The 18,147-nt window shown below is 61.0% G+C and carries 19 protein-coding genes; 12 read left to right on the forward strand and 7 right to left on the reverse strand.

What is annotated here, in order from left to right:
* Nucleotides 1-210 precede the first annotated feature (210 nt).
* Nucleotides 211-765: a cysteine hydrolase family protein gene (locus tag CKW21_RS18330; RefSeq protein WP_095195368.1), complete on the forward strand. Its 555-nt coding sequence runs from the start codon at nt 211-213 to the stop codon at nt 763-765.
* Between the two features lie 203 nt (nt 766-968).
* Here the strand turns inward: CKW21_RS18330 and CKW21_RS18335 are convergent, their stop codons facing one another.
* From CKW21_RS18335 to CKW21_RS18350, 4 genes are all read right to left on the reverse strand, one after another.
* Nucleotides 969-1,169: an SEC-C metal-binding domain-containing protein gene (locus CKW21_RS18335; RefSeq protein WP_034146774.1), complete on the reverse strand. Its 201-nt coding sequence runs from the start codon at nt 1,167-1,169 to the stop codon at nt 969-971.
* Nucleotides 1,166-1,660 (reverse strand): LEA type 2 family protein, encoded by a 495-nt coding sequence (locus CKW21_RS18340; RefSeq protein WP_095195369.1) that lies wholly within the window; start codon nt 1,658-1,660, stop codon nt 1,166-1,168. The genes CKW21_RS18335 and CKW21_RS18340 overlap by 4 nt, the downstream gene beginning before the upstream one ends.
* An 80-nt stretch (nt 1,661-1,740) precedes the next feature.
* Nucleotides 1,741-2,217: a YchJ family protein gene (locus CKW21_RS18345; RefSeq protein ID WP_095195370.1), complete on the reverse strand. Its 477-nt coding sequence runs from the start codon at nt 2,215-2,217 to the stop codon at nt 1,741-1,743.
* A 4-nt stretch (nt 2,218-2,221) separates the two neighbouring features.
* Nucleotides 2,222-2,719 (reverse strand): DUF6231 family protein, encoded by a 498-nt coding sequence (locus tag CKW21_RS18350; RefSeq protein ID WP_095195371.1) that lies wholly within the window; start codon nt 2,717-2,719, stop codon nt 2,222-2,224.
* 190 nt (nt 2,720-2,909) lie between these two features.
* Between CKW21_RS18350 and CKW21_RS18355 the strand changes: the two genes are divergently transcribed.
* The 4 genes from CKW21_RS18355 to CKW21_RS18370 all read left to right on the forward strand — a co-directional run bounded on the left by CKW21_RS18355 (nt 2,910) and on the right by CKW21_RS18370 (nt 5,585).
* A complete protein-coding gene (locus CKW21_RS18355; protein ID WP_095195372.1) occupies nt 2,910-3,605 on the forward strand; it encodes an OmpA family protein in 696 nt (231 codons plus the stop codon).
* 89 nt (nt 3,606-3,694) lie between these two features.
* Entirely contained in the window at nt 3,695-4,408 is a 714-nt protein-coding gene (locus CKW21_RS18360) for an OmpA family protein (protein ID WP_095195373.1), read from the forward strand.
* A 147-nt stretch (nt 4,409-4,555) separates the two neighbouring features.
* Complete coding sequence (locus CKW21_RS18365) at nt 4,556-4,834, forward strand: DUF1145 domain-containing protein (RefSeq protein ID WP_095195374.1); 279 nt, start codon at nt 4,556-4,558, stop codon at nt 4,832-4,834.
* On the forward strand, nt 4,827-5,585 hold the full coding sequence (locus CKW21_RS18370; RefSeq protein ID WP_095195375.1) for a collagen-like protein: 759 nt from the start codon (nt 4,827-4,829) through the stop codon (nt 5,583-5,585). The genes CKW21_RS18365 and CKW21_RS18370 overlap by 8 nt, the downstream gene beginning before the upstream one ends.
* A 152-nt stretch (nt 5,586-5,737) precedes the next feature.
* Here CKW21_RS18370 and CKW21_RS18375 read toward each other — a convergent pair whose 3' ends face one another.
* Complete coding sequence (locus CKW21_RS18375; RefSeq protein WP_095195376.1) at nt 5,738-6,202, reverse strand: CopD family protein; 465 nt, start codon at nt 6,200-6,202, stop codon at nt 5,738-5,740.
* A gap of 368 nt (nt 6,203-6,570) precedes the next feature.
* Here CKW21_RS18375 and dinG point away from each other — a divergent pair, with 368 nt between their 5' ends.
* From dinG to pdxH, 5 genes are all read left to right on the forward strand, one after another.
* Complete coding sequence (dinG, locus tag CKW21_RS18380) at nt 6,571-8,715, forward strand: ATP-dependent DNA helicase DinG (RefSeq protein WP_095195377.1); 2,145 nt, start codon at nt 6,571-6,573, stop codon at nt 8,713-8,715.
* A gap of 95 nt (nt 8,716-8,810) precedes the next feature.
* Entirely contained in the window at nt 8,811-11,318 is a 2,508-nt protein-coding gene (locus CKW21_RS18385; RefSeq protein ID WP_095195378.1) for a beta-galactosidase, read from the forward strand.
* A gap of 225 nt (nt 11,319-11,543) precedes the next feature.
* Nucleotides 11,544-12,689, forward strand: a complete 1,146-nt coding sequence (locus tag CKW21_RS18390) for a serine hydrolase domain-containing protein (RefSeq protein ID WP_095195379.1) — start codon at nt 11,544-11,546, stop codon at nt 12,687-12,689.
* Between the two features lie 115 nt (nt 12,690-12,804).
* Nucleotides 12,805-13,920 (forward strand): OmpA family protein, encoded by a 1,116-nt coding sequence (locus CKW21_RS18395; protein ID WP_095195380.1) that lies wholly within the window; start codon nt 12,805-12,807, stop codon nt 13,918-13,920.
* A gap of 24 nt (nt 13,921-13,944) precedes the next feature.
* On the forward strand, nt 13,945-14,592 hold the full coding sequence (gene pdxH, locus CKW21_RS18400; protein WP_095195381.1) for a pyridoxamine 5'-phosphate oxidase: 648 nt from the start codon (nt 13,945-13,947) through the stop codon (nt 14,590-14,592).
* 5 nt (nt 14,593-14,597) lie between these two features.
* Here the strand turns inward: pdxH and CKW21_RS18405 are convergent, their stop codons facing one another.
* Nucleotides 14,598-14,834, reverse strand: a complete 237-nt coding sequence (locus CKW21_RS18405) for a hypothetical protein (RefSeq protein ID WP_095195382.1) — start codon at nt 14,832-14,834, stop codon at nt 14,598-14,600.
* Nucleotides 14,835-15,000: 166 nt separating this feature from the next.
* Here CKW21_RS18405 and CKW21_RS18410 point away from each other — a divergent pair, with 166 nt between their 5' ends.
* The gene (locus CKW21_RS18410) at nt 15,001-15,465 is read left to right on the forward strand and encodes a glycine zipper 2TM domain-containing protein (protein ID WP_095195383.1); all 465 of its coding nucleotides are present in this window, start codon (nt 15,001-15,003) and stop codon (nt 15,463-15,465) included.
* A gap of 85 nt (nt 15,466-15,550) precedes the next feature.
* Here the strand turns inward: CKW21_RS18410 and nhaA are convergent, their stop codons facing one another.
* Nucleotides 15,551-16,738, reverse strand: a complete 1,188-nt coding sequence (nhaA, locus tag CKW21_RS18415; protein ID WP_095195384.1) for a Na+/H+ antiporter NhaA — start codon at nt 16,736-16,738, stop codon at nt 15,551-15,553.
* Between the two features lie 238 nt (nt 16,739-16,976).
* Here nhaA and CKW21_RS18420 point away from each other — a divergent pair, with 238 nt between their 5' ends.
* Nucleotides 16,977-18,071, forward strand: coding sequence for a PLP-dependent cysteine synthase family protein (locus CKW21_RS18420; protein ID WP_095195385.1), 1,095 nt, complete (start codon nt 16,977-16,979; stop codon nt 18,069-18,071).
* Nucleotides 18,072-18,147 lie beyond the last annotated feature (76 nt).

Consider the following 18,147-nt stretch of genomic DNA (forward strand, 5'->3'; position numbering starts at 1 on the left):
GGCCCCCAAACAGATCATCTGTGCAGCAATGCGCAAGCTCCTACATTTTGTCTACGCCGTTCTTAAATCGGGCCAGCCATTTGACCCGAATTTTGCGCTTGCCCGATGAGGGACAAGACGGTATCTACAATGATTGGCGGACATCTTGTAGGAGCTGCCGAAGGCTGCGATCTTTTCGACTATTCAAGCAATAGTGGTGGAGAAACAAGCATGGAGCTCAAGACAAACGCAGCACTGATCATCATCGATCAACAGAAAGGCATCCTCCATCCCAGACTGGGTCGCCGGAATAATCCTCAAGCCGAGGAGCGCATCCTGGATCTGTTGGGCTATTGGCGCCGCAGCGAGCGACCGATCGTTCACGTGCAGCACTTGTCCCGCTCGAAAGACTCGGTGTTCTGGCCACAGCAATCAGGTGTGGAGTTTCAGGAGCGGTTTCGGCCATTGTCTGGCGAGCAACTGATTCAGAAGCAGGTGCCGGATGCGTTTTGTTCGACGGCACTGGAGGCAGGGTTGCGCGAAGCGGGGATCGGGCAGTTGGTCATCGTGGGCGTGGCGACCCACAACTCGGTGGAATCCACGGCGCGAACGGCGGGCAATCTGGGGTTTGATACGTGGGTGGTGGAGGATGCGTGCTTTACCTTCGACAAGACCGATTTCTTCGGTCATGCCCGGTCAGCCGAGGAGGTGCATGGGATGTCGCTGGGGAATCTGCATGGGGAGTACGCGACCGTGGTCAGCAGCGTGCAGATCCTGACGTTGTAGGAGCGAGCTTGCTCGCGATGGTCGATAACGATAACGCGTGCTTACAGGTTCAACGCGGCGTTTTCTAGTTCTTCGCGAGCAGGCTCGCTCCCACATTAAATCTGCTCGCCTACACAAAATGTGTGTCTGGCACAGATCCACTGTGGGAGCGAGCCTGCTCGCGAAAGCGATTCAACAGGCGAAGAAACTCTTCGCCCGAAGCATCAGGCGCCGTGACACTTCTTGAATTTCTTGCCGTTGCCGCATGGGCAAGGGTCGTTGCGACCGACGTCTTTCAGGGCGTTGCGCACCGGTTCCTGGTGGGCGTGGCCGCAGTTCGGGCCGTGGACATGGCCATGGTCGTGATCATGGTGGTCATGATCGTGGTTGCAGTCAGGGCCATGGACATGGGGTTGCTGGGTCATCGGGGTTGCTCCGGAATTAGATCGGCGGGGATTATTACGCCATTACGCGTCAGGTGCACGTAGTGGGCGATGAATAAACCGGTTTCCATCTCACCTTCCAGACGATAGGGAATGGCCTGCTCGGGACTTTTCAGTTGTTTGACCAGGTCTCTGACCTTGGGCCACAGGTTGGTGCGGATCGGCACCTTATAGAAACGACTGGCCTTGGGGCCGACGGTGATCCAGTGTTCATGTTCGCCTTCGGCCAGCAGAATATCAGCCAGGTGAATGCGATACTCCAGGCCGCGCACGGTCAGCTCGCTGTCTCGGCGGTTGTCGATGCGAAAGTGCAGTACGAATTTCTGCTCCATGAGCTTGGCCCGCACCACTTCAACCTTGACCAGATGCACCTCGGGGTCCGGTTCATCGGTGCTGAACCAGGAGGCGCAGCCGCCGAGCCCCAGGCAAAAGGTCAGGGTGAGCAGATAGTGTGTGAGTCGTCGGGTGATCATGGTGGTGTTGTCCTCCTTGATCCCCAGTCTAGTCGTTAAAAGATCGCAGCCTTTGGCCGCGATCTTTCAAGCGCATCACCTCATGCGCCGAAATACCCCGAACAGCACTTCTTGAACTTCTGCCCGCTGGCGCAAGGGCAGGCGTCGTTGCGCCCGATGTCGAGTGGGACGGTGGGGTCGATGAAGTACCAGCGGCCGGCGTTCTGTACGAACGACGAGCGTTCGCGATGACTGTGTTCACCGCTGCCATCGTGCCAGCGTGCGGTGAAAGTGACGAAAGCGTGTTCCGGCTGGCCGCCGAGCACTTCGGAGCTTTCCACTTCGAGGCCCAGCCAGGTGCTTTGGGCGCTCCAGTCACTGATCGATTGCCGATCGAGCCCGGCCTGCTGGGCGGGCAGGGTGGTGGCCACGAGATAATCGATCAGGCCAAGCACATAGGCGCTGTAACGCGAACGCATCAAGGCTTCGGCGCAAGGGGCCGGATGGCCGGCATGGTAATGACCGCAGCAGGCGTCGAGCAGGGTGCCGCTGCCGCAAGGGCAAATGGATGTACTCATTGCGTTACCACCAATATTTCCCGAAGTTTTCCGGATTGGCCCAGAACCGCGAGTTGAGCCAGTCGGGCACTTGTTTGTAATCAAGCAGATCATAGGTGAACAGGGTCAGTACCTGATCGTCGCGCTGGAAGCGTTCACTGGCTTGAAGGGCCAGGGAGAAAAAATCCGTTTCCTGCCAGCCGCTGGCCGGCAAGTCGGCCAGTACCGCGATGCGGCTGGCATTGAGGTTGCGGATGCCGCCGAGCAAATTCAGACCAGCGCGTTTGGGCAGGTGTTCGAGGCAGTCGACCACCAGCGCCAGGTCAAACCGGCGCGCCGCCAGTTCGGCAGGCAACGCCCCGGGTGCCGCGTGCGCCACACAGCTGTCCGGGTGCGCGAGCTTGAAGGCTTCAAGGGCGGGGAACTCGCTGGCGCCAATCAGCAACAGGCGCGAAGGGGCGTAACGATCCAGCAAAGCGGCCAGCGCCTGTTGCGGCGTACGCGAAGAAATACCTGCAATCATCGAAGATCCTCACTCAGATCTGCCAAGACTAGCCTGCCCGCCAGTTCGAGCCTAGAGCGGGTTTGCCGTAAAAGTGTCGTTCCCCCGTGAATACGGGACAAAACAGCAATGGCCTATTGCTGGCGGAGTTTTAAACTCCGGTCTTTACTCCCTGAATCGGTTCTAAGCCGATCCTTCAGGAGAAAACTAGATGAGCATAGTTCGGACAGCGTTACCCCTGGTTCTGCTAACCAGTGTGTTGACTGGTTGTGCAGGTTTGCAGAAAACCGACTGGCCGATCTGTGCGGCAGTCGGTGGTGTCGCGGGTGCGGGCCTTGGTGCGATCGAAAGTTCGTCATGGGCTGGTTGGGGAGCATTGGTGGTCGGCGGTACAGCGGCGGCCTATTGCTGGGTTCACGGTGATGGCGACGAAGACGGCGATGGCGTGCCGGATAGTCGCGACAAGTGCCCAGGTACGCCTCGAGGCGTGAAGGTCGATGCCGATGGTTGCCCTCCACCAGTTCCAGCTCCAGTGGTTGAAGAGGTCGTCGTAGTCAAGGAAGAAACCATCGTCATCCGCGATGTTCACTTCCAGTTCGACAAAGCCACACTCACTCCGTCTGACAAACTGGTACTCGACAAGATCGCCACTCGTTTGAAAGCGGAGGCCCCTACAGCCCGGTTGACCGTTACCGGCCATACCGACAGCGTGGGCAGCGATACCTACAACCAGAAACTGTCGGATAAACGCGCGCACTCGGTGGTTGAGTACCTCATCGAGCAAGGCGTGCCGCGCAGCAACTTCGTGTCGGTTGCCGGTGCCGGTGAAAGTCAGCCGGTTGCCGATAACAAAACCGCCGACGGCCGTGCACAGAACCGTCGCACGGAAATCAAAATCGAGCGTTAGGTCCCTCGCATCCGCGGCTTGTGCAGTCGCGGATGCGGGTCTTTACTCCTGTGTGACCGGCATTGGCCGGTGACACAGGAGCTTTCAAAATGACCAATCTCACACGGACCGTCTTGCCGGTTCTGCTGCTTGGCAGCCTGTTGACCGGTTGCGCTACTCACAGTGATGGCACCGCCCCCCTCAATCAACGTACCTGGCCGATCTGCAGCGTCATTGGCGGGCTGGTCGGCGGAGGCCTGGGCGCTATTGGAAGTAGCGGTTGGGCGGCCGGTGGAGCGGCGCTCGGTATCTTGAGCGGTGGTTTGATCTGTTATGCCCAGGACGGCGACGAAGATGACGATGGCGTTTTCGATCGACGCGATCGCTGCCCCGACACCCCGGCCAATACCCCTGTAGAACATCACGGTTGCCCGCTGCCGCAATACCCGGTCAGCGAGAAACCAGCGGAGCCCGCACAGCCTGAAGTCATCACGTTGAGCAATGACGTGTTTTTCGGCTTCAATCAATCCGACCTGACCCCCTACGCGCAGAGCCAGCTCGATTCGATCATGAGCAAACTGCTGGACGCCGACGTGGTGAGTATCAAGGTGGTGGGGCATACCGATAGCGTCGGGGCCGATGCCTACAATCAGGCCCTCTCGGAACGACGTGCCAGCAGCGTTGCGCAGTACCTGTTGAGCCAGGGCGTGACGCCGGGCAAGCTCACCAGCGAAGGCAAGGGTGAAAGTCAGCCGGTGGCCGATAACGAGACAGAAGAAGGCCGTGCGAAAAACCGTCGCGTGGAGTTGCACATCAATCGCTGAACCGCGAAATAGAGCCGTCGGGTGAAAAATCGCATCACTGCGACGGCCATTCGGCGGCCTTCATGAAGAATTTTCGTTTGCCCTCTGGCTTATCCCGCGTGGAAGCCGTTACTGTGCGCGCAAAGAATAATTCTCATCGGGGGGCGTATGAAGGTGCTATGGGGGCTGGGGAAGCTGTTGACCCTGCTGTTCTGGTCGGTGGTGCTGGTCAATCTGCTCACGCCGTTTATCCATCCGCTGCACTCGCTGGTCAACCTGGCCGGTGGCCTGTTGGCGACTCTCCATCTGCTTGAAGCGCTGTTGTGCTTTCGCAGCCTCAGGGGGCGCGCTCACCCATGGCGCGATCGCCTGAAAATCATCATTTTCGGCGTTTTTCACCTGCAAACCATTCCCGCTCCCACCGCACCTAAGGCTTCCCATGCGTAAACTCTGTCTGCTCGCCGCACTCATCAGCCCATTGGCCTGCGCCCAGGTGGTGAGCGTCGAAACCAACTCGCTGATGCGCCTGCCCAACACCGCCAGCACCTTGAAGCTGGAACGCCTGGAAGTGGCCGACTACGGCACATTGCTCATTCCCTCCAACGTCACCGAAGTCACCGTCGGCGAATTGCACCTGGGGCGTGATGCGCGGATCGCGATCGTGCCCAGTGAACAGGCGCTGGAACTGAAGGTCAGCCGTGCCCAGTTGTCCGAGGGCAGCCAGATCACCGCTCGCGGTGCGCCAGGCACTTACCAGAAAGCTGCCCGTTCAGGGCGCAATCTGAATCTGCAGATCAAGGCTTTGAATGCGCCGCAGTTGTTGGTGGATGCTCGCGGCGGTGCGGGTGCGCCTGGGTTCGTCGGACTCGACGGGGCCAATGGCCAGGCGCCGGGTTGCGCCTGGGGCCAGGCGGGTCGCGGTGCCGATGGCAGTGACGGCAGTGACGGTCAGCCAGGAGCGCCGGGGGCGTTGGTCAAACTGGCAGTGCCAAGCGATTACCCGGCAGACCTGATCAAAGTCCAGGTGGCTGGCGGTGCCGGTGGCCTGGCCGGGCCTGGCGGCAAGCCGGGGGCGGGCGGCAAGGCCAAGGGCTGTGTCATCTATAAAACCGATGGTGGCAAGAGCGGCAAGCCTGGCGCTGATGGGCATCCGGGGCCGGCGGGAGCGGCGGGGGCGGTGACGGTGCAGCGGTTGTAAGTCTGGCGCTCACCTGTGGCGAGGGAGCTTGCTCACGCTGGGTCGCGAAGCGGCCCTAAAACCCATAGCCCTGACAAAACGCGATGCCTGGTTTTACGACTGCTGCGCAGCCGAGCGGGAGCAAGCTCCCTCGCCACAGGAGGGATGACACTTCAGAACATCGGTCGCGCCGCAGCAATCGCCACCACAACCAGCCCGACTATCAGATTAATCCCCACGACCCGACGAATCCGCCCCAACACCGCCGCCCCAACCGGCCAATCCTGCGCCTCCACGGCAGCGCGCAGCTCCGGCAGCATCAACGCCTGAATCCGGATGAACAGTGCCGTCATCACCACGTACAACCCCATCATCACCTGCACATAACGCGGGGCCAGTTCAAAACCGTTGAAGTGCAGATTCAGCAAGCCCACGCCGCTGACGGGCAACAGCACCACCGCCACCCAGACCCAGCGGAAAAAACCTTGAAACACTTCCAGCCACAGCTTCAGCCTGGCGGGACCCTCCAGCGCCTTGAACGCCGCGGGGCGCAAGACCATCCAGGCGAAAAACATCCCGCCCACCCACACCAGCGCGGCGAGGACATGCAGGCTATAAAGAAGGCTAAAAGCGGTCATTCGGGTACTCCGTTCTGCGCGGGATTAATTAGCGGGGTATGATAGCGACCCATTTGGGGGGCGTTCTCACTTAGTTTTCCCGCCGCGCCGGGTCTGCTGTTGTGCAGGGCAAGGCGCGAGAAGCGTGGTTTGGTCATTCCAAATAAGCTTCGAGTAACGCAGCCCTGCACAACAGCAGGCCCGGCCCTTCGGGTTGTGCCTTAAAGCGGGCCATGCTGCGTTGCAGGCCTTGGAAAGGGAACAACCATTCCCAGCGGCCTGCGCCTTGCCTGGCCCGCTTTAAGGCGACAACGCGGCGGGAAAACTAAGTGAGAACGCCCCCCGAAACTACTGAAAATTTATCCAGCGTTTTTTGCGCCCGACAATCCATGATCAGCACTGAACTCAAAACCACGATCCAGGGCGCCTATTCGCGTTTTCTCGAAGCCAAGAGCCTCAAGCCGCGCTACGGCCAACGCCTGATGATCGCTGAAGTCGCCAAGGTTCTCGGGGACATCGACACCGACGACGAAGGCCGGCGCAGTGGCGAGCCCGCGATTGTCGCGGTGGAAGCCGGCACCGGTACCGGCAAGACCGTGGCCTACAGCCTGGCGGCCATTCCCACCGCCAAGGCCGCCGGCAAACGCCTGGTGATCGCCACGGCCACCGTCGCCCTGCAAGAGCAGATCGTCTACAAGGATCTGCCCGACCTGATGCGCAACAGCGGTCTGAACTTCAGTTTCGCCCTGGCCAAGGGGCGCGGGCGCTACATGTGCCTGTCCAAGCTCGACATGCTGCTTCAGGAAGGCCATGCGCAAACCTCCACGGCGCAGCTGTTCGAAGAGGAAGGCTTCAAGATCGAGGTGGATGAGGCCAGCCAGAAGCTGTTTACCAGCATGATCGAAAAGCTGGCCGGTAATAAATGGGACGGTGACCGCGACAGTTGGTCCACCGCCCTGGAAGATGCCGACTGGGCGCGCCTGACCACCGATCACAGCCAGTGCACCAACCGGCATTGCCCGAACTTCGGCCAGTGCGCCTTCTACAAGGCACGCGAAGGCATGGGCAAGGTCGACGTCATCGTCACCAACCACGACATGGTGCTGGCCGACCTGGCGTTGGGTGGCGGTGCAGTGCTGCCGGACCCGCGCGACACCCTCTATGTGTTCGACGAAGGCCATCACCTGCCGGACAAGGCCATCGGCCACTTCGCCCATTACACGCGCCTGCGCTCCACCGCCGACTGGCTGGAAACCACGGCCAAGAACCTCACCAAGCTGCTGGCCCAACACCCACTGCCAGGGGATCTGGGCAAGCTGATCGAGCAGGTGCCGGAGCTGGCGCGGGAGATCAAGACCCAGCAGCAGTTCATGTTCACCGCTTGCGAGCAGATCGCCGATTTCAAGCCCGGCGAAGACGTCGAGGGGCGCGAGCGACCGCGTCACCGATTCGTCGGCGGGGTGATTCCCGAGCACATGCGCGAGATGGGCATCGAATTGAAGAAAGGCTTTGCCCGCCTGACCGACCTGTTCACCCGCCTCACCGATTTGCTCAAGGAAGGCATGGACGGCGAGGTCAATATCGGTATCGCCAGCAATCAGGCCGAGGAGTGGTATCCGCTGTTCGGCAGCCTGCTGTCCCGTTCTTCGGGCAACTGGGAGTTGTGGACCGCGTTCACCGTCGAAGACCCGGAAGACAACCCGCCCATGGCGCGCTGGCTGACCCTGGCCGAAAGCGGTTCGCTGTTCGACATCGAGGTCAACGCAAGTCCCATCCTGGCGGCGGAAATGCTTCGGCGCAATTTGTGGAACGTGGCCTACGGCGCATTGGTGACCTCGGCAACATTGACCGCACTCGGCACCTTCGACCGCTTCCGCATGCGCGCCGGCCTGCCGAAAAAAGCCGTGACCGCCGTGGTGCCGAGCCCGTTCCATCACGCCGACGCCGGTGTGTTGCGGGTGCCGAACCTCAATGCCGATCCCCGGGATGCGGCCGCGCATACCGCGGCGATCATCCGTGATCTGCCGGAACTGGTCGAAGGCTCACGGGGCACGCTGGTGCTGTTCTCTTCGCGTAAACAGATGCAGGATGTGTTCGACGGTCTCGATCGCGACTGGCGCAAGCAGGTGTTCATCCAGGGCAACCTGTCGAAACAGGAAACCCTGAACAAGCACAAGGCGCGGGTCGATGGTGGGGATTCGAGCGTGCTGTTCGGCCTGGCAAGTTTCGCCGAAGGGGTCGACTTGCCCGGTGCGTATTGCGAACACGTGGTGATCGCCAAGATTCCGTTCTCGGTGCCCGATGATCCGGTCGAAGCGGCGCTGGCCGAGTGGATCGAGGCGCGCGGTGGCAATCCGTTCATGGAAATCTCCGTACCGGACGCCTCGCTGAAACTGGTCCAGGCCTGCGGGCGCTTGCTGCGTACCGAAGAAGATCGCGGCACCATCACCTTGCTCGACCGACGCCTGGTCACCCAGCGCTACGGCAAGGCGATCCTCAATGCGTTGCCTCCCTTCCGTCGTGAAATTTCCTGATACGCCGGTGGGCAATTCTGCCCGCCGCGTTGTCTATCTCTCTGTCATCGCTTTTCCACTGGCCCATCGAGGTCGTTAGGGAGAATTTCCTTCTCATGATTCGCCGTTCGCTGCCTGCCGTTTTTGCCTTGATCTTCGCTGGCCCATTGTTGGCGGCGCCTGCCGGTCAGCAGACCCTGTTCAACTTTGTTCGCCCCGCGGATGTGGTGCGCGTCTCGACCGAGAACGCCGACCTGCCGCAAGCCAACGCCGAACAAACCGCCGAAGGCGAAGTGTTGCGTCGGGTGACGTTCAACCCGGTCGCCCGGCCGACCTTGCGCCTGGCCCCGCAGGCCGGCGCCTGGGACTGGTCGCAATCGGGGGTGATGAGCCTTCGCATCCAGAGCGCGATGAACTGGCCGATCACCCTCTATGTGCAAATCCAGAGCAACGACGGCAAGACCCTGGTCAGCCGCATCGACCTGCCGGCAGGTCCGGCGCAGACATTGTTGGTGCCACTGGTGCCGACTTCGCCGCTGAGCCAGGGCATGAAGGCCGGGCCACCGATGCCGACGACGGTGGATGGGCAGCGTGTATTGCTGGCCAGCAGCAGCGGTGATCTCAATCGCAGCCAGGTGGTGTCGGTCAGCCTGTCGATGGATCAACCGAAAGCGGCTCAAAGCATTTTGCTTGAACGCTTCGGCGTACAGGATGGCGAAGCGGTCACCCAAGCCGTTTACGGTGGGCTGGTGGACGCCTACGGCCAATCGACCCGGGCCAAATGGCCGGAAAAAGTCAGCAGTGATGAGCAACTGAAAAACGCCGCCGCCAAGGAACAGCAACAACTGAAAACCTGGCTGGCCGAGCGCAATAAGGCATCGCTGGACAAGTTCGGAGGCTGGACCCAGGGCCCGGCATTCAAGGGCAGCGGTTTTTTTCGCAGCGAAAAGCGCGATGGCCGCTGGTATCTGGTAACTCCGCTGGGGTATCCGTTCTATTCGCTGGGCGTCAACACCGTCGCAGCGGACGTCAACCAGACCTACATTGCCGGTCGCGAAGGGATGTTCGAATCCCTGCCCAAGGCTGACGAGCCGCTGGCCAATCATTTCGGTGAGGGCGATAACCGTGGTGGCAACGGTGTCGATCAGGGCCGAGGTTTCAATTTCGGCCGCTGGTACGACTTCTATGGCGCCAATCTGCAACGCCTGTACGGCGACCCTTGTGCACTGGGCAGCGATACCAAGGCCGGGGTTGCCGAGGCTGCCAAGGCCGATGCGGTAGAGGCAGTGGCAGAGAAGGCCGCCGAGAAGCCGGTTGTTGCGTCGACCGAATCCGGTGTCGCCGAAGCCGCCAAGGCTGATGCCGTGGAGGCGACGGCGGCGAAAGCGGCCGAGCCCGCGCCGGCCGAACCGTGCAAAGTGGCTCTCGACGAAAAGCGCTGGGCCGGCCAGACCCTTGATCGCCTGCAGGCCTGGGGCTTCAACACCGTTGGCAACTGGAGCGCACCAGCGCTGGGTGACGCTGAACGCGTCCCATACACCCTGCCGCTGTCGATCGTCGGCGATTACGCCAGCATCAGTACTGGCAACGACTGGTGGGGCGGCATGCCTGACCCGTTTGACCCGCGTTTCGCCATGGCCACCGAACGCGCCGTGGCCATCGCCGCCCGCGACCATCGCGACGATCCTTGGCTGATCGGGTATTTCGCCGACAACGAACTGGCCTGGGCCGGTCCTGGTGACGACCCGAAAGCCCGTTACGCGCTGGCCTACGGCACGTTGAAAATGACCACCGACGTACCGGCCAAACGCGCGTTCCTCAAGCAACTGCGCGACAAGTACCGTAACCAGGCGGGTCTTTCCAAAGCCTGGGGTATCGATCTGCCGGCCTGGGAGTTGATGGAGGACCCTGGTTTCGTGCCGCCCCTGCCGAGTGCCGAACACCCGGAAATCGAGGCCGACTTCAAATACTTCCAGAAGGTCTTCGCCGACACTTACTTCAAGACCATTTCCGACTCGCTCAAATGGCACGCACCGAACCAGATGTTGCTCGGTGGCCGCTTTGCCATCAGCACCCCGGAGGCCGTTGAATCCTGCGCGCAGTATTGCGATGTATTGAGCTTCAACATGTACACCCTGCAACCCCAGGACGGTTACGACTTCGCCAAATTGCGCAGCCTCGACAAACCGGTGCTGATCACCGAGTTCAACTTCGGCTCGACTGATCGCGGTCCGTTCTGGGGTGGCGTGACGCAATTGCCGAAGGAGGAAGACCGCGGCCCGGCCTATGCGAACTTCCTCAAACAGGCGCTGAGCGAGCCGTCGATTGTCGGTGTGCACTGGTTCCAGTATTTCGACCAACCTGTGACCGGGCGCCTGCTGGATGGCGAAAACGGGCATTTCGGTCTGGTGGGCATTACCGATCTGCCATTCCAGGGCTTTGTCGACAGCGTGCGCAAAAGCAACCTGGCGGCCATCGATCAGTTGGGCAAAGAGGCGCAGAAGGCCAGCGCCGACGCGGATAAAGCCCGTCATGACGCCGAAGGCGGGCGCAAGGCCGAAGCCGGCAAAGGTCCGGGGAAGGGCGCCGGGCATGCGGGTGGGCATTCCGGTAGTGGTCATTAACACCTGAGACCGCGTTATCGTTCTTCGCGGGCAAGCCTCGCTCCTACAGGGTTCGCGTTGAGCCATTGTGGGAGCGAGCCTGCTCGCGAAGGCATCTGAACAGACGACAAAAATTTCCGATCATTTCTGAGGGCGATTGACCGCCCGGCCCGCCCCTGTTCCCAAAACCCTCAAGGGCTGGAACAATGCGGGCCACTTTGTAAAGCGATTACCGGGGAGTTGCGGGTGCAGATTCAGGGTCATTACGAGCTTAAGTTCGAGGCAGTGCGTGAGGCGTTTGCGGCGCTGTTCGACGATCCTCAGGAACGTGGCGCGGCGTTGTGCATCCGCATCGGCGGCGAAACCGTTCTCGACCTGTGGTCCGGCACCGCCGACAAGGACGGCGCCGAGGCCTGGCACAGCGATACCATCGCCAACCTGTTCTCCTGCACCAAAACCTTCACTGCCGTCACCGCCCTGCAACTGGTGGCCGAAGGCAAGCTGCAACTGGATGCACCGGTTGCCCGCTACTGGCCCGAGTTTGCCGCGGCCGGTAAAGAGTCCGTGACCCTGCGCCAACTGCTGTGCCATCAGGCCGGTCTACCGGCGCTGCGCGAGTTGCTGGCCCCCGAAGCGCTTTACGACTGGCAAACCATGGTCGGCGCCCTGGCTGCCGAAGCGCCCTGGTGGACACCGGGCGAGGGGCACGGCTATGCGGCAATCACCTATGGCTGGCTGATCGGCGAATTACTGCGGCGTGCCGACGGACGCGGGCCGGGTGAATCCATCGTGGCCCGGGTGGCCAAGCCGCTGGGGCTGGACTTCCACGTCGGCCTGGCCGATGAAGAGTTTCATCGTGTGGCGCACATCGCCCGTGGCAAGGGTAACGTCGGCGATGCCGCGGCCCAGCGCCTGCTGCAAGTGACCATGCGCGAACCGACCGCCATGACCACCCGGGCCTTCACCAACCCGCCGTCGGTGTTGACCAGCACCAACAAGCCGGAATGGCGGCGCATGCAGCAACCGGCGGCCAATGGCCACGGTAATGCCCGCAGCCTGGCCGGGTTTTATGCCGGCTTGCTCGATGGCAGCCTGCTGGAAGGCGAAATGCTCGACGAATTGACCCGCGAACACAGCATCGGCGAGGACAAGACTCTGCTGACCCGGACCCGTTTCGGCCTGGGCTGCATGCTTGATCAACCCGATGTGCCCAATGCCACCTTCGGCCTTGGCCGGCGAGCGTTCGGGCATCCGGGTGCTGGCGGTTCAATCGGTTTTGCTGATCCGGAGCACGATGTGGCATTCGGTTTTGTGACAAATACACTGGGGCCGTACGTCTTGATGGATCCGCGCGCACAAAAGCTTGTGCGAGTACTGGCCACTTGTCTGTAAATCCCGCTGGAAGGTCCCAGGTCCGGAACCGGAAAGCCTTTTCAGTTTCAAATCATTTGTTTATGCAGGCCGAATCGGCCTGATCATTTTTTGACTTCATTTTTGTGGATATCCAATGTCAACCAAACCAACCCTCGCCTTGGCACTGTGCTTCGCTATTACCGGTTGCGCACAGAATCCGAAAAGTGATGCGGACGGCGGCAGCTGGTGGCCGTTCGGTTCCTCAGACAAGGTCGCGGCCAAAGAATCGGCTCCCGCACCGTTGAAGCCTGCGGCGAGCGCCCCGGTGGCCAAGACAGAAAGCAGCAGCCCCTGGTACTGGCCGTTCGGCTCCGATGACAAAACCGACAAGCTCGCCGACAAGGCTGCAGCCAAGCCGCAAGTGAAGCCTGAAGCCAAACCGGTTGAAGTGGCCAAGGCGGATGCCGAGTCGGGCGGTAGTTGGTGGTGGCCGTTCGGCGGCAAAGAAAAAACCACAGTCAAAGCCGTACCTATGCCGGATCCGAAAGTCACCCAGGCCTGGCTCGACGACTATGAGCCACGTCTGCGTACAGCGATCAAGGACAGCAACCTGCAACTGGAACGCCGTGAAAACGTGCTGGTGGTGACGGCGCCGGTCGAAGGCTCGTTCAACCCGGACCGCCCGGCCATGTTGTTGCCGGTCACCCTGGGTCCGTTCACCCGCGTGGCGAAAATCCTTGAAGCCGACCCTAAAACGGCCGTTCTGGTGCTCGGCCACAGCGATACCTCGGGTGCCGCACCGGCCAACGTCAAGCTGAGCCAGGAGCGCGCCCAGTCGGTCGCAGCGATTTTCCGTCTCAGCGGCCTGCAGCGCGATCGTCTGATGCTGCGCGGCATGGGCAGTGAAGCCCCGCGTGCCGCCAACGACAGCGTTGAAGGGCGTGCCCTGAACCGCCGCGTGGAGCTGCTGGTGACTCCGCAAAACACCATGGTCGCCTTGCTCAGCAAGTACAACATGCCTGCCCCGGCACCTGTGCGCATGGTGGCTGCCCAGGACGTCAAGCCGGTTGCCAAGCCTGTGAGTCCAGCGCCCGCCGATGCGAAGAAAGCGGCTGCACCCGTGGCGAAAAAAGCGCCAGCCAAGAAAGCCGCCAAGGCCCCGGCAAAAAAGGCACCGGCTAAAACCGCGACCCCGGCGAAGAAGACTGCACCCGCCAAAGCCGCAGCTGATACGAAAAAAGTCGCCGCCGCCGATACCACAAAGAAGTGATTTGTTAACCAAAAGGAATGCGCCATGACCAAGGCCCTGGCTGATATGCGCCGCGATTACACCCGTGATGGCCTGACCGAGGCGCAAGCCCCGGCCGAGCCGTTCGCGCTGTTCCACCAATGGTTCGCCGACGCGGTGAAAACCGAGCAGGCACCGGTGGAAGCCAACGCCATGACCTTGGCCACTGTCGATCAGGACGGTCGGCCGCATTGCCGCATCCTGTTGCTCAAGGGCCTGGATGCCCAGGGCTTCACCTTCTTTACCAACTATGACAGCGCCAAGGGCCAGCAACTGGCTGCGAACCCGTTCGCGGCGATGACCTTTTTCTGGCCGACCCTGGAGCGTCAGGTGCGCATCGAAGGGCGGGTGGTGAAGGTCACGCCTGAAGAGTCTGATGCTTACTATCAGGTTCGCCCGCTGGGCAGTCGCCTCGGTGCCTGGGCTTCACCGCAAAGCCGGGTGATTGCCGGTCGCGCCGAGCTCGAAGCACTGCTCAAGGACACCGAGCAACGTTTCAGCGACAGCCAGCCTCACTGCCCCGAACACTGGGGCGGTTATCGTTTGCTGCCGGAGCGCATCGAGTTCTGGCAAGGCCGTTCGAGCCGCCTGCATGATCGCCTCAACTATCGCTCTCAAGGCGCTGACTGGATTCTTGAACGTCTGGCACCCTGAGCAGTCTACCGGTCGGGATAGCCTTCCGCAGCGGCTTCCAGCCATTGCGGCAGGTCTCGACGCTTGATCTTTTGCGCTTGAGCGTTCGCCAGTTGCTGGAGCATGAACGCTTTTTTGCGTTCGTCGCCTCCGGCCAGCGCTAACGCCAGGTCGCGGTCCATCCAGCGTTTGATCCGCACGTAAAGCCACCAGTGGAAATACAGACCGGTGGCGGTGGTGACGACAATGATAAAGTAATCCATGAAAATCCTGTGCCGCAGCGCAAATTGCGAAATTTGCCGCTACCGTGTGATGAATTCGTTTAAGTGCCTGTACAAGGCCTGAATCGAAACAATTTTATCCGGGCGATGCCGTGACAGGCGTCAAGCTGCGGAGTTTAATGGTTACCTGTCCTTTGGAGTTGATGCTATGCGTAAGTCTGTTCTGCTGGTTGCTTCCTTTTCCACGATGGCGATGTTGCTCACTGGCTGCCAATCGAGCTTGACCGGTGACTCCTACTCCCGTGACGAAGCGCGTCGCGTGCAGACGGTTCGCATGGGCACCATCGAAGCATTGCGCCCGGTGAAAATCGAAGGCACCAAAACCCCGATCGGCGGCTTGGCGGGGGCGGCGGTCGGTGGTGTCGGTGGTAGCGCCATCGGTGGCGGCAAAGGCAGCATCGTGGCTGCGGTCATCGGCGCAGTGGCCGGCGGCCTGGTGGGCTCGGCGGCCGAAGAAGGCCTGACCCGTACTCAAGGTGTTGAAATCACCGTGCGCGAAGACGACGGCAGCATGCGCGCCTACGTGCAGCAGGTGCAGGAAAACGAAGTGTTCCGTGTTGGCGAGCGTGTGCGTATTGCCACGGTTGACGGTACAAGCCGCGTTACGCACTAAGCGGGAATACAGGTAAAAGAAAACCCCGACCGGGTGACTGGTCGGGGTTTTTTTTGCCTGTGGCGAGGGATGGTGGTGTCTTTGGCTAAACCTGTTGTAGCGCGTTCTTGCGACTCGCCGCCGCCGTCACCGCATAACCGATCAACGCCGCCAGTATCGAACCGGTCAGAATCCCCATCCGATCCATCCCGGCGTATTCGCTGGCGCCGGGTACGAAGGCCAGGGAGCCGACGAACAGGCTCATAGTGAAGCCGATGCCACAGAGGATCGCCACGCCCAGCACCTGGCCCCAGTTGGCGCCTTGGGGCAGGGCGGCGATGCCGGATTTCACCGCCAGCCAGGTCAGGCCGAACACGCCGAGGGTTTTGCCCAGCAGCAGGCCGACCGCAATGCCCATTGGCACGTGATGGGTGAAGCTTTCGACGGTCACGCCGCTCAGGGACAGGCCGGCGTTGGCGAAGGCGAACAGCGGCAGGATGCCGTAGGCCACCCATGGATGCAGGGCGTGCTCCAGGGTCAGCAGTGGCGAGGGTTCGGCGTTTTTCGTGCGTAGCGGAATGCAGAAAGCCAGGGTCACACCGGCCAGTGTGGCGTGCACACCGCTCTTGAGTACACATACCCAGAGGATCAGGCCGATGATCATGTACGGCCCAAGCTTGACCACACCGAACCGATTCATGCCGATCAGCGCCACGATGCAGGCCGCGGCCAGCGCCAGGGACAGGGTCGACAGCGCACCGGAATAGAAGATCGCAATGATGATGATTGCGCCGAGGTCGTCGATGATCGCCAGGGTCATCAGGAACAGCTTCAACGATACCGGAACCCGTTTGCCCAACAGCGCCAGCACGCCAAGGGCGAAAGCGATGTCTGTGGCAGTCGGGATCGCCCAGCCACTCAGGGCCGGCGGGTTGTCACGGTTGAGGAACCAGTAGATCAGCGCCGGTACCACCATGCCACCGATGGCGGCCGCGCCGGGCAGGACGATTTGCGACGGCTTGGACAGTTGCCCGTCGAGGACTTCGCGCTTCACTTCCAGGCCGATCAGCAGGAAGAACAGGGCCATCAGGCCGTCGTTGATCCACAGCAGCAGCGGTTTGGCGATCTTCAGCGCACCGACCTGGGCCACCACGGGCGTATCCAGCAAACCGTTGTACAGCCACGACAGCGAGGAATTGTTGATGATCAAAGCCAGAATGGCTGCGGCGATCAACAGAAGACCGCTGGCAGCTTCCAACTGAAAGAAACGCGTGAAAGTGCTACGCAGAGGCAAAGTCGCTCTCCATTAATCGATTCAAAAGGTCGAACACCCTAACCCGTGCCCTTAGAAGTTAAAACAAAAGTTATATTCTTTTTTGTTATATGTCGTTACAAGCAGCCTTTCTCCAACGCAGCTGAGCCTAGCAGTTGCCAGGCGTATTGAACTTCAGCTGTACCTGTGCGGGATGTAGGATTTTTCCTAAGCTTGGTGATTGAGCCAGACTCCTGCCCGAGCCAACGAGAAAACCAACATGAGCGACAACCGACAGTGGGCCCGCGAAGCCATCCGGATCATCGAAGCCGACTTCCAGCGCAGCGCCGACACCCACCTGATTCCTTTGCCGCTGCCGGGTTTTCCGGGCATCGAGTTGTATTTCAAGGACGAATCCAGCCATCCCACTGGCAGTCTCAAACACCGCCTGGCCCGGTCATTGTTTCTCTATGCGTTGTGTAACGGCTGGCTCAAGCCCGGCGCGCCGGTGATTGAAGCGTCCAGTGGCTCGACGGCGATTTCCGAGGCGTATTTCGCCCGTTTGCTGGGGGTGCCGTTCATTGCGGTGGTGCCGGCCAGCACGTCCAAAGAGAAGATCGCGCAGATTGCTTTCTACGGTGGCCAGACTCACCTGGTTGCCGATCCGACACAGATTTACGCGGAGTCCGAGCGCCTGGCGCGGGAACACGATGGGCATTTCATCGACCAGTTCACCTATGCCGAGCGCGCCACCGACTGGCGGGCGAACAACAACATTGCCGAATCGATCTTCCAGCAGATGCGTTTCGAAAAGCATCCGGAGCCGAGCTGGTTGATTTCCAGCCCCGGCACCGGCGGCACCACGGCCACCCTGGGGCGCTACGTGCGCTATCGCCAACATTGCACGCGCGTGCTGTGTGCCGATGCCGAGCGTTCGGTGTTTTTCGATTACTACCTGACCGGCGATGCCAGCCTGCGCCTGGATCACGGTTCGCGAATCGAAGGCATTGGCCGGCCACGGGTGGAAGCGTCGTTCCTGCCCAGGGTGATCGACGCGATGGTCAAGGTGCCGGACGCGTTGTCACTGGCGGCCATGCATTACCTGGCCGAGCGGTTGGGCCGACATGTCGGCGGATCGAGCGGAACCAACCTGATCGGCGCACTGATGGCGGCGCAGCAAATGGCGGCAGCAGGGGAGACGGGGTCGATCGTGGCGATTTTGTGCGACAGCGGCGAACGCTATGCCACGACTTACTACGACCAGAAATGGCTCAAGGCCGAGGGGTATGAGTTGAGCGGGTTGATGGCAGTGGTAGCGGCGAGCGTCGAACAGGGCGTGGCGCTGCCGGCCAGCGTGTTGCGCGCCAATATCTGAGAACGCTGAAGAACCATTGTGGGAGCGAGCCTGCTCGCGAAGACGGAGTGTCATTCAACGCCGATGTTGACTGATC

The organism is Pseudomonas sp. Irchel 3A7 (assembly GCF_900187565.1).
Lineage (GTDB): Bacteria > Pseudomonadota > Gammaproteobacteria > Pseudomonadales > Pseudomonadaceae > Aquipseudomonas.

Bases quoted from the DNA above. Each gene is read 5' to 3' on its own strand.
- CKW21_RS18330 (WP_095195368.1), top strand. From the start codon at position 211: ATGGAGCTCAAGACAAACGCAGCACTGATCATCATCGATCAACAGAAA.
- CKW21_RS18335 (WP_034146774.1), bottom strand. From the start codon at position 1,169: ATGACCCAGCAACCCCATGTCCATGGCCCTGACTGCAACCACGATCAT.
- CKW21_RS18340 (WP_095195369.1), bottom strand. From the start codon at position 1,660: ATGATCACCCGACGACTCACACACTATCTGCTCACCCTGACCTTTTGC.
- CKW21_RS18345 (WP_095195370.1), bottom strand. From the start codon at position 2,217: ATGAGTACATCCATTTGCCCTTGCGGCAGCGGCACCCTGCTCGACGCC.
- CKW21_RS18350 (WP_095195371.1), bottom strand. From the start codon at position 2,719: ATGATTGCAGGTATTTCTTCGCGTACGCCGCAACAGGCGCTGGCCGCT.
- CKW21_RS18355 (WP_095195372.1), top strand. From the start codon at position 2,910: ATGAGCATAGTTCGGACAGCGTTACCCCTGGTTCTGCTAACCAGTGTG.
- CKW21_RS18360 (WP_095195373.1), top strand. From the start codon at position 3,695: ATGACCAATCTCACACGGACCGTCTTGCCGGTTCTGCTGCTTGGCAGC.
- CKW21_RS18365 (WP_095195374.1), top strand. From the start codon at position 4,556: ATGAAGGTGCTATGGGGGCTGGGGAAGCTGTTGACCCTGCTGTTCTGG.
- CKW21_RS18370 (WP_095195375.1), top strand. From the start codon at position 4,827: ATGCGTAAACTCTGTCTGCTCGCCGCACTCATCAGCCCATTGGCCTGC.
- CKW21_RS18375 (WP_095195376.1), bottom strand. From the start codon at position 6,202: ATGACCGCTTTTAGCCTTCTTTATAGCCTGCATGTCCTCGCCGCGCTG.
- dinG (WP_095195377.1), top strand. From the start codon at position 6,571: ATGATCAGCACTGAACTCAAAACCACGATCCAGGGCGCCTATTCGCGT.
- CKW21_RS18385 (WP_095195378.1), top strand. From the start codon at position 8,811: ATGATTCGCCGTTCGCTGCCTGCCGTTTTTGCCTTGATCTTCGCTGGC.
- CKW21_RS18395 (WP_095195380.1), top strand. From the start codon at position 12,805: ATGTCAACCAAACCAACCCTCGCCTTGGCACTGTGCTTCGCTATTACC.
- pdxH (WP_095195381.1), top strand. From the start codon at position 13,945: ATGACCAAGGCCCTGGCTGATATGCGCCGCGATTACACCCGTGATGGC.
- CKW21_RS18405 (WP_095195382.1), bottom strand. From the start codon at position 14,834: ATGGATTACTTTATCATTGTCGTCACCACCGCCACCGGTCTGTATTTC.
- CKW21_RS18410 (WP_095195383.1), top strand. From the start codon at position 15,001: ATGCGTAAGTCTGTTCTGCTGGTTGCTTCCTTTTCCACGATGGCGATG.
- CKW21_RS18420 (WP_095195385.1), top strand. From the start codon at position 16,977: ATGAGCGACAACCGACAGTGGGCCCGCGAAGCCATCCGGATCATCGAA.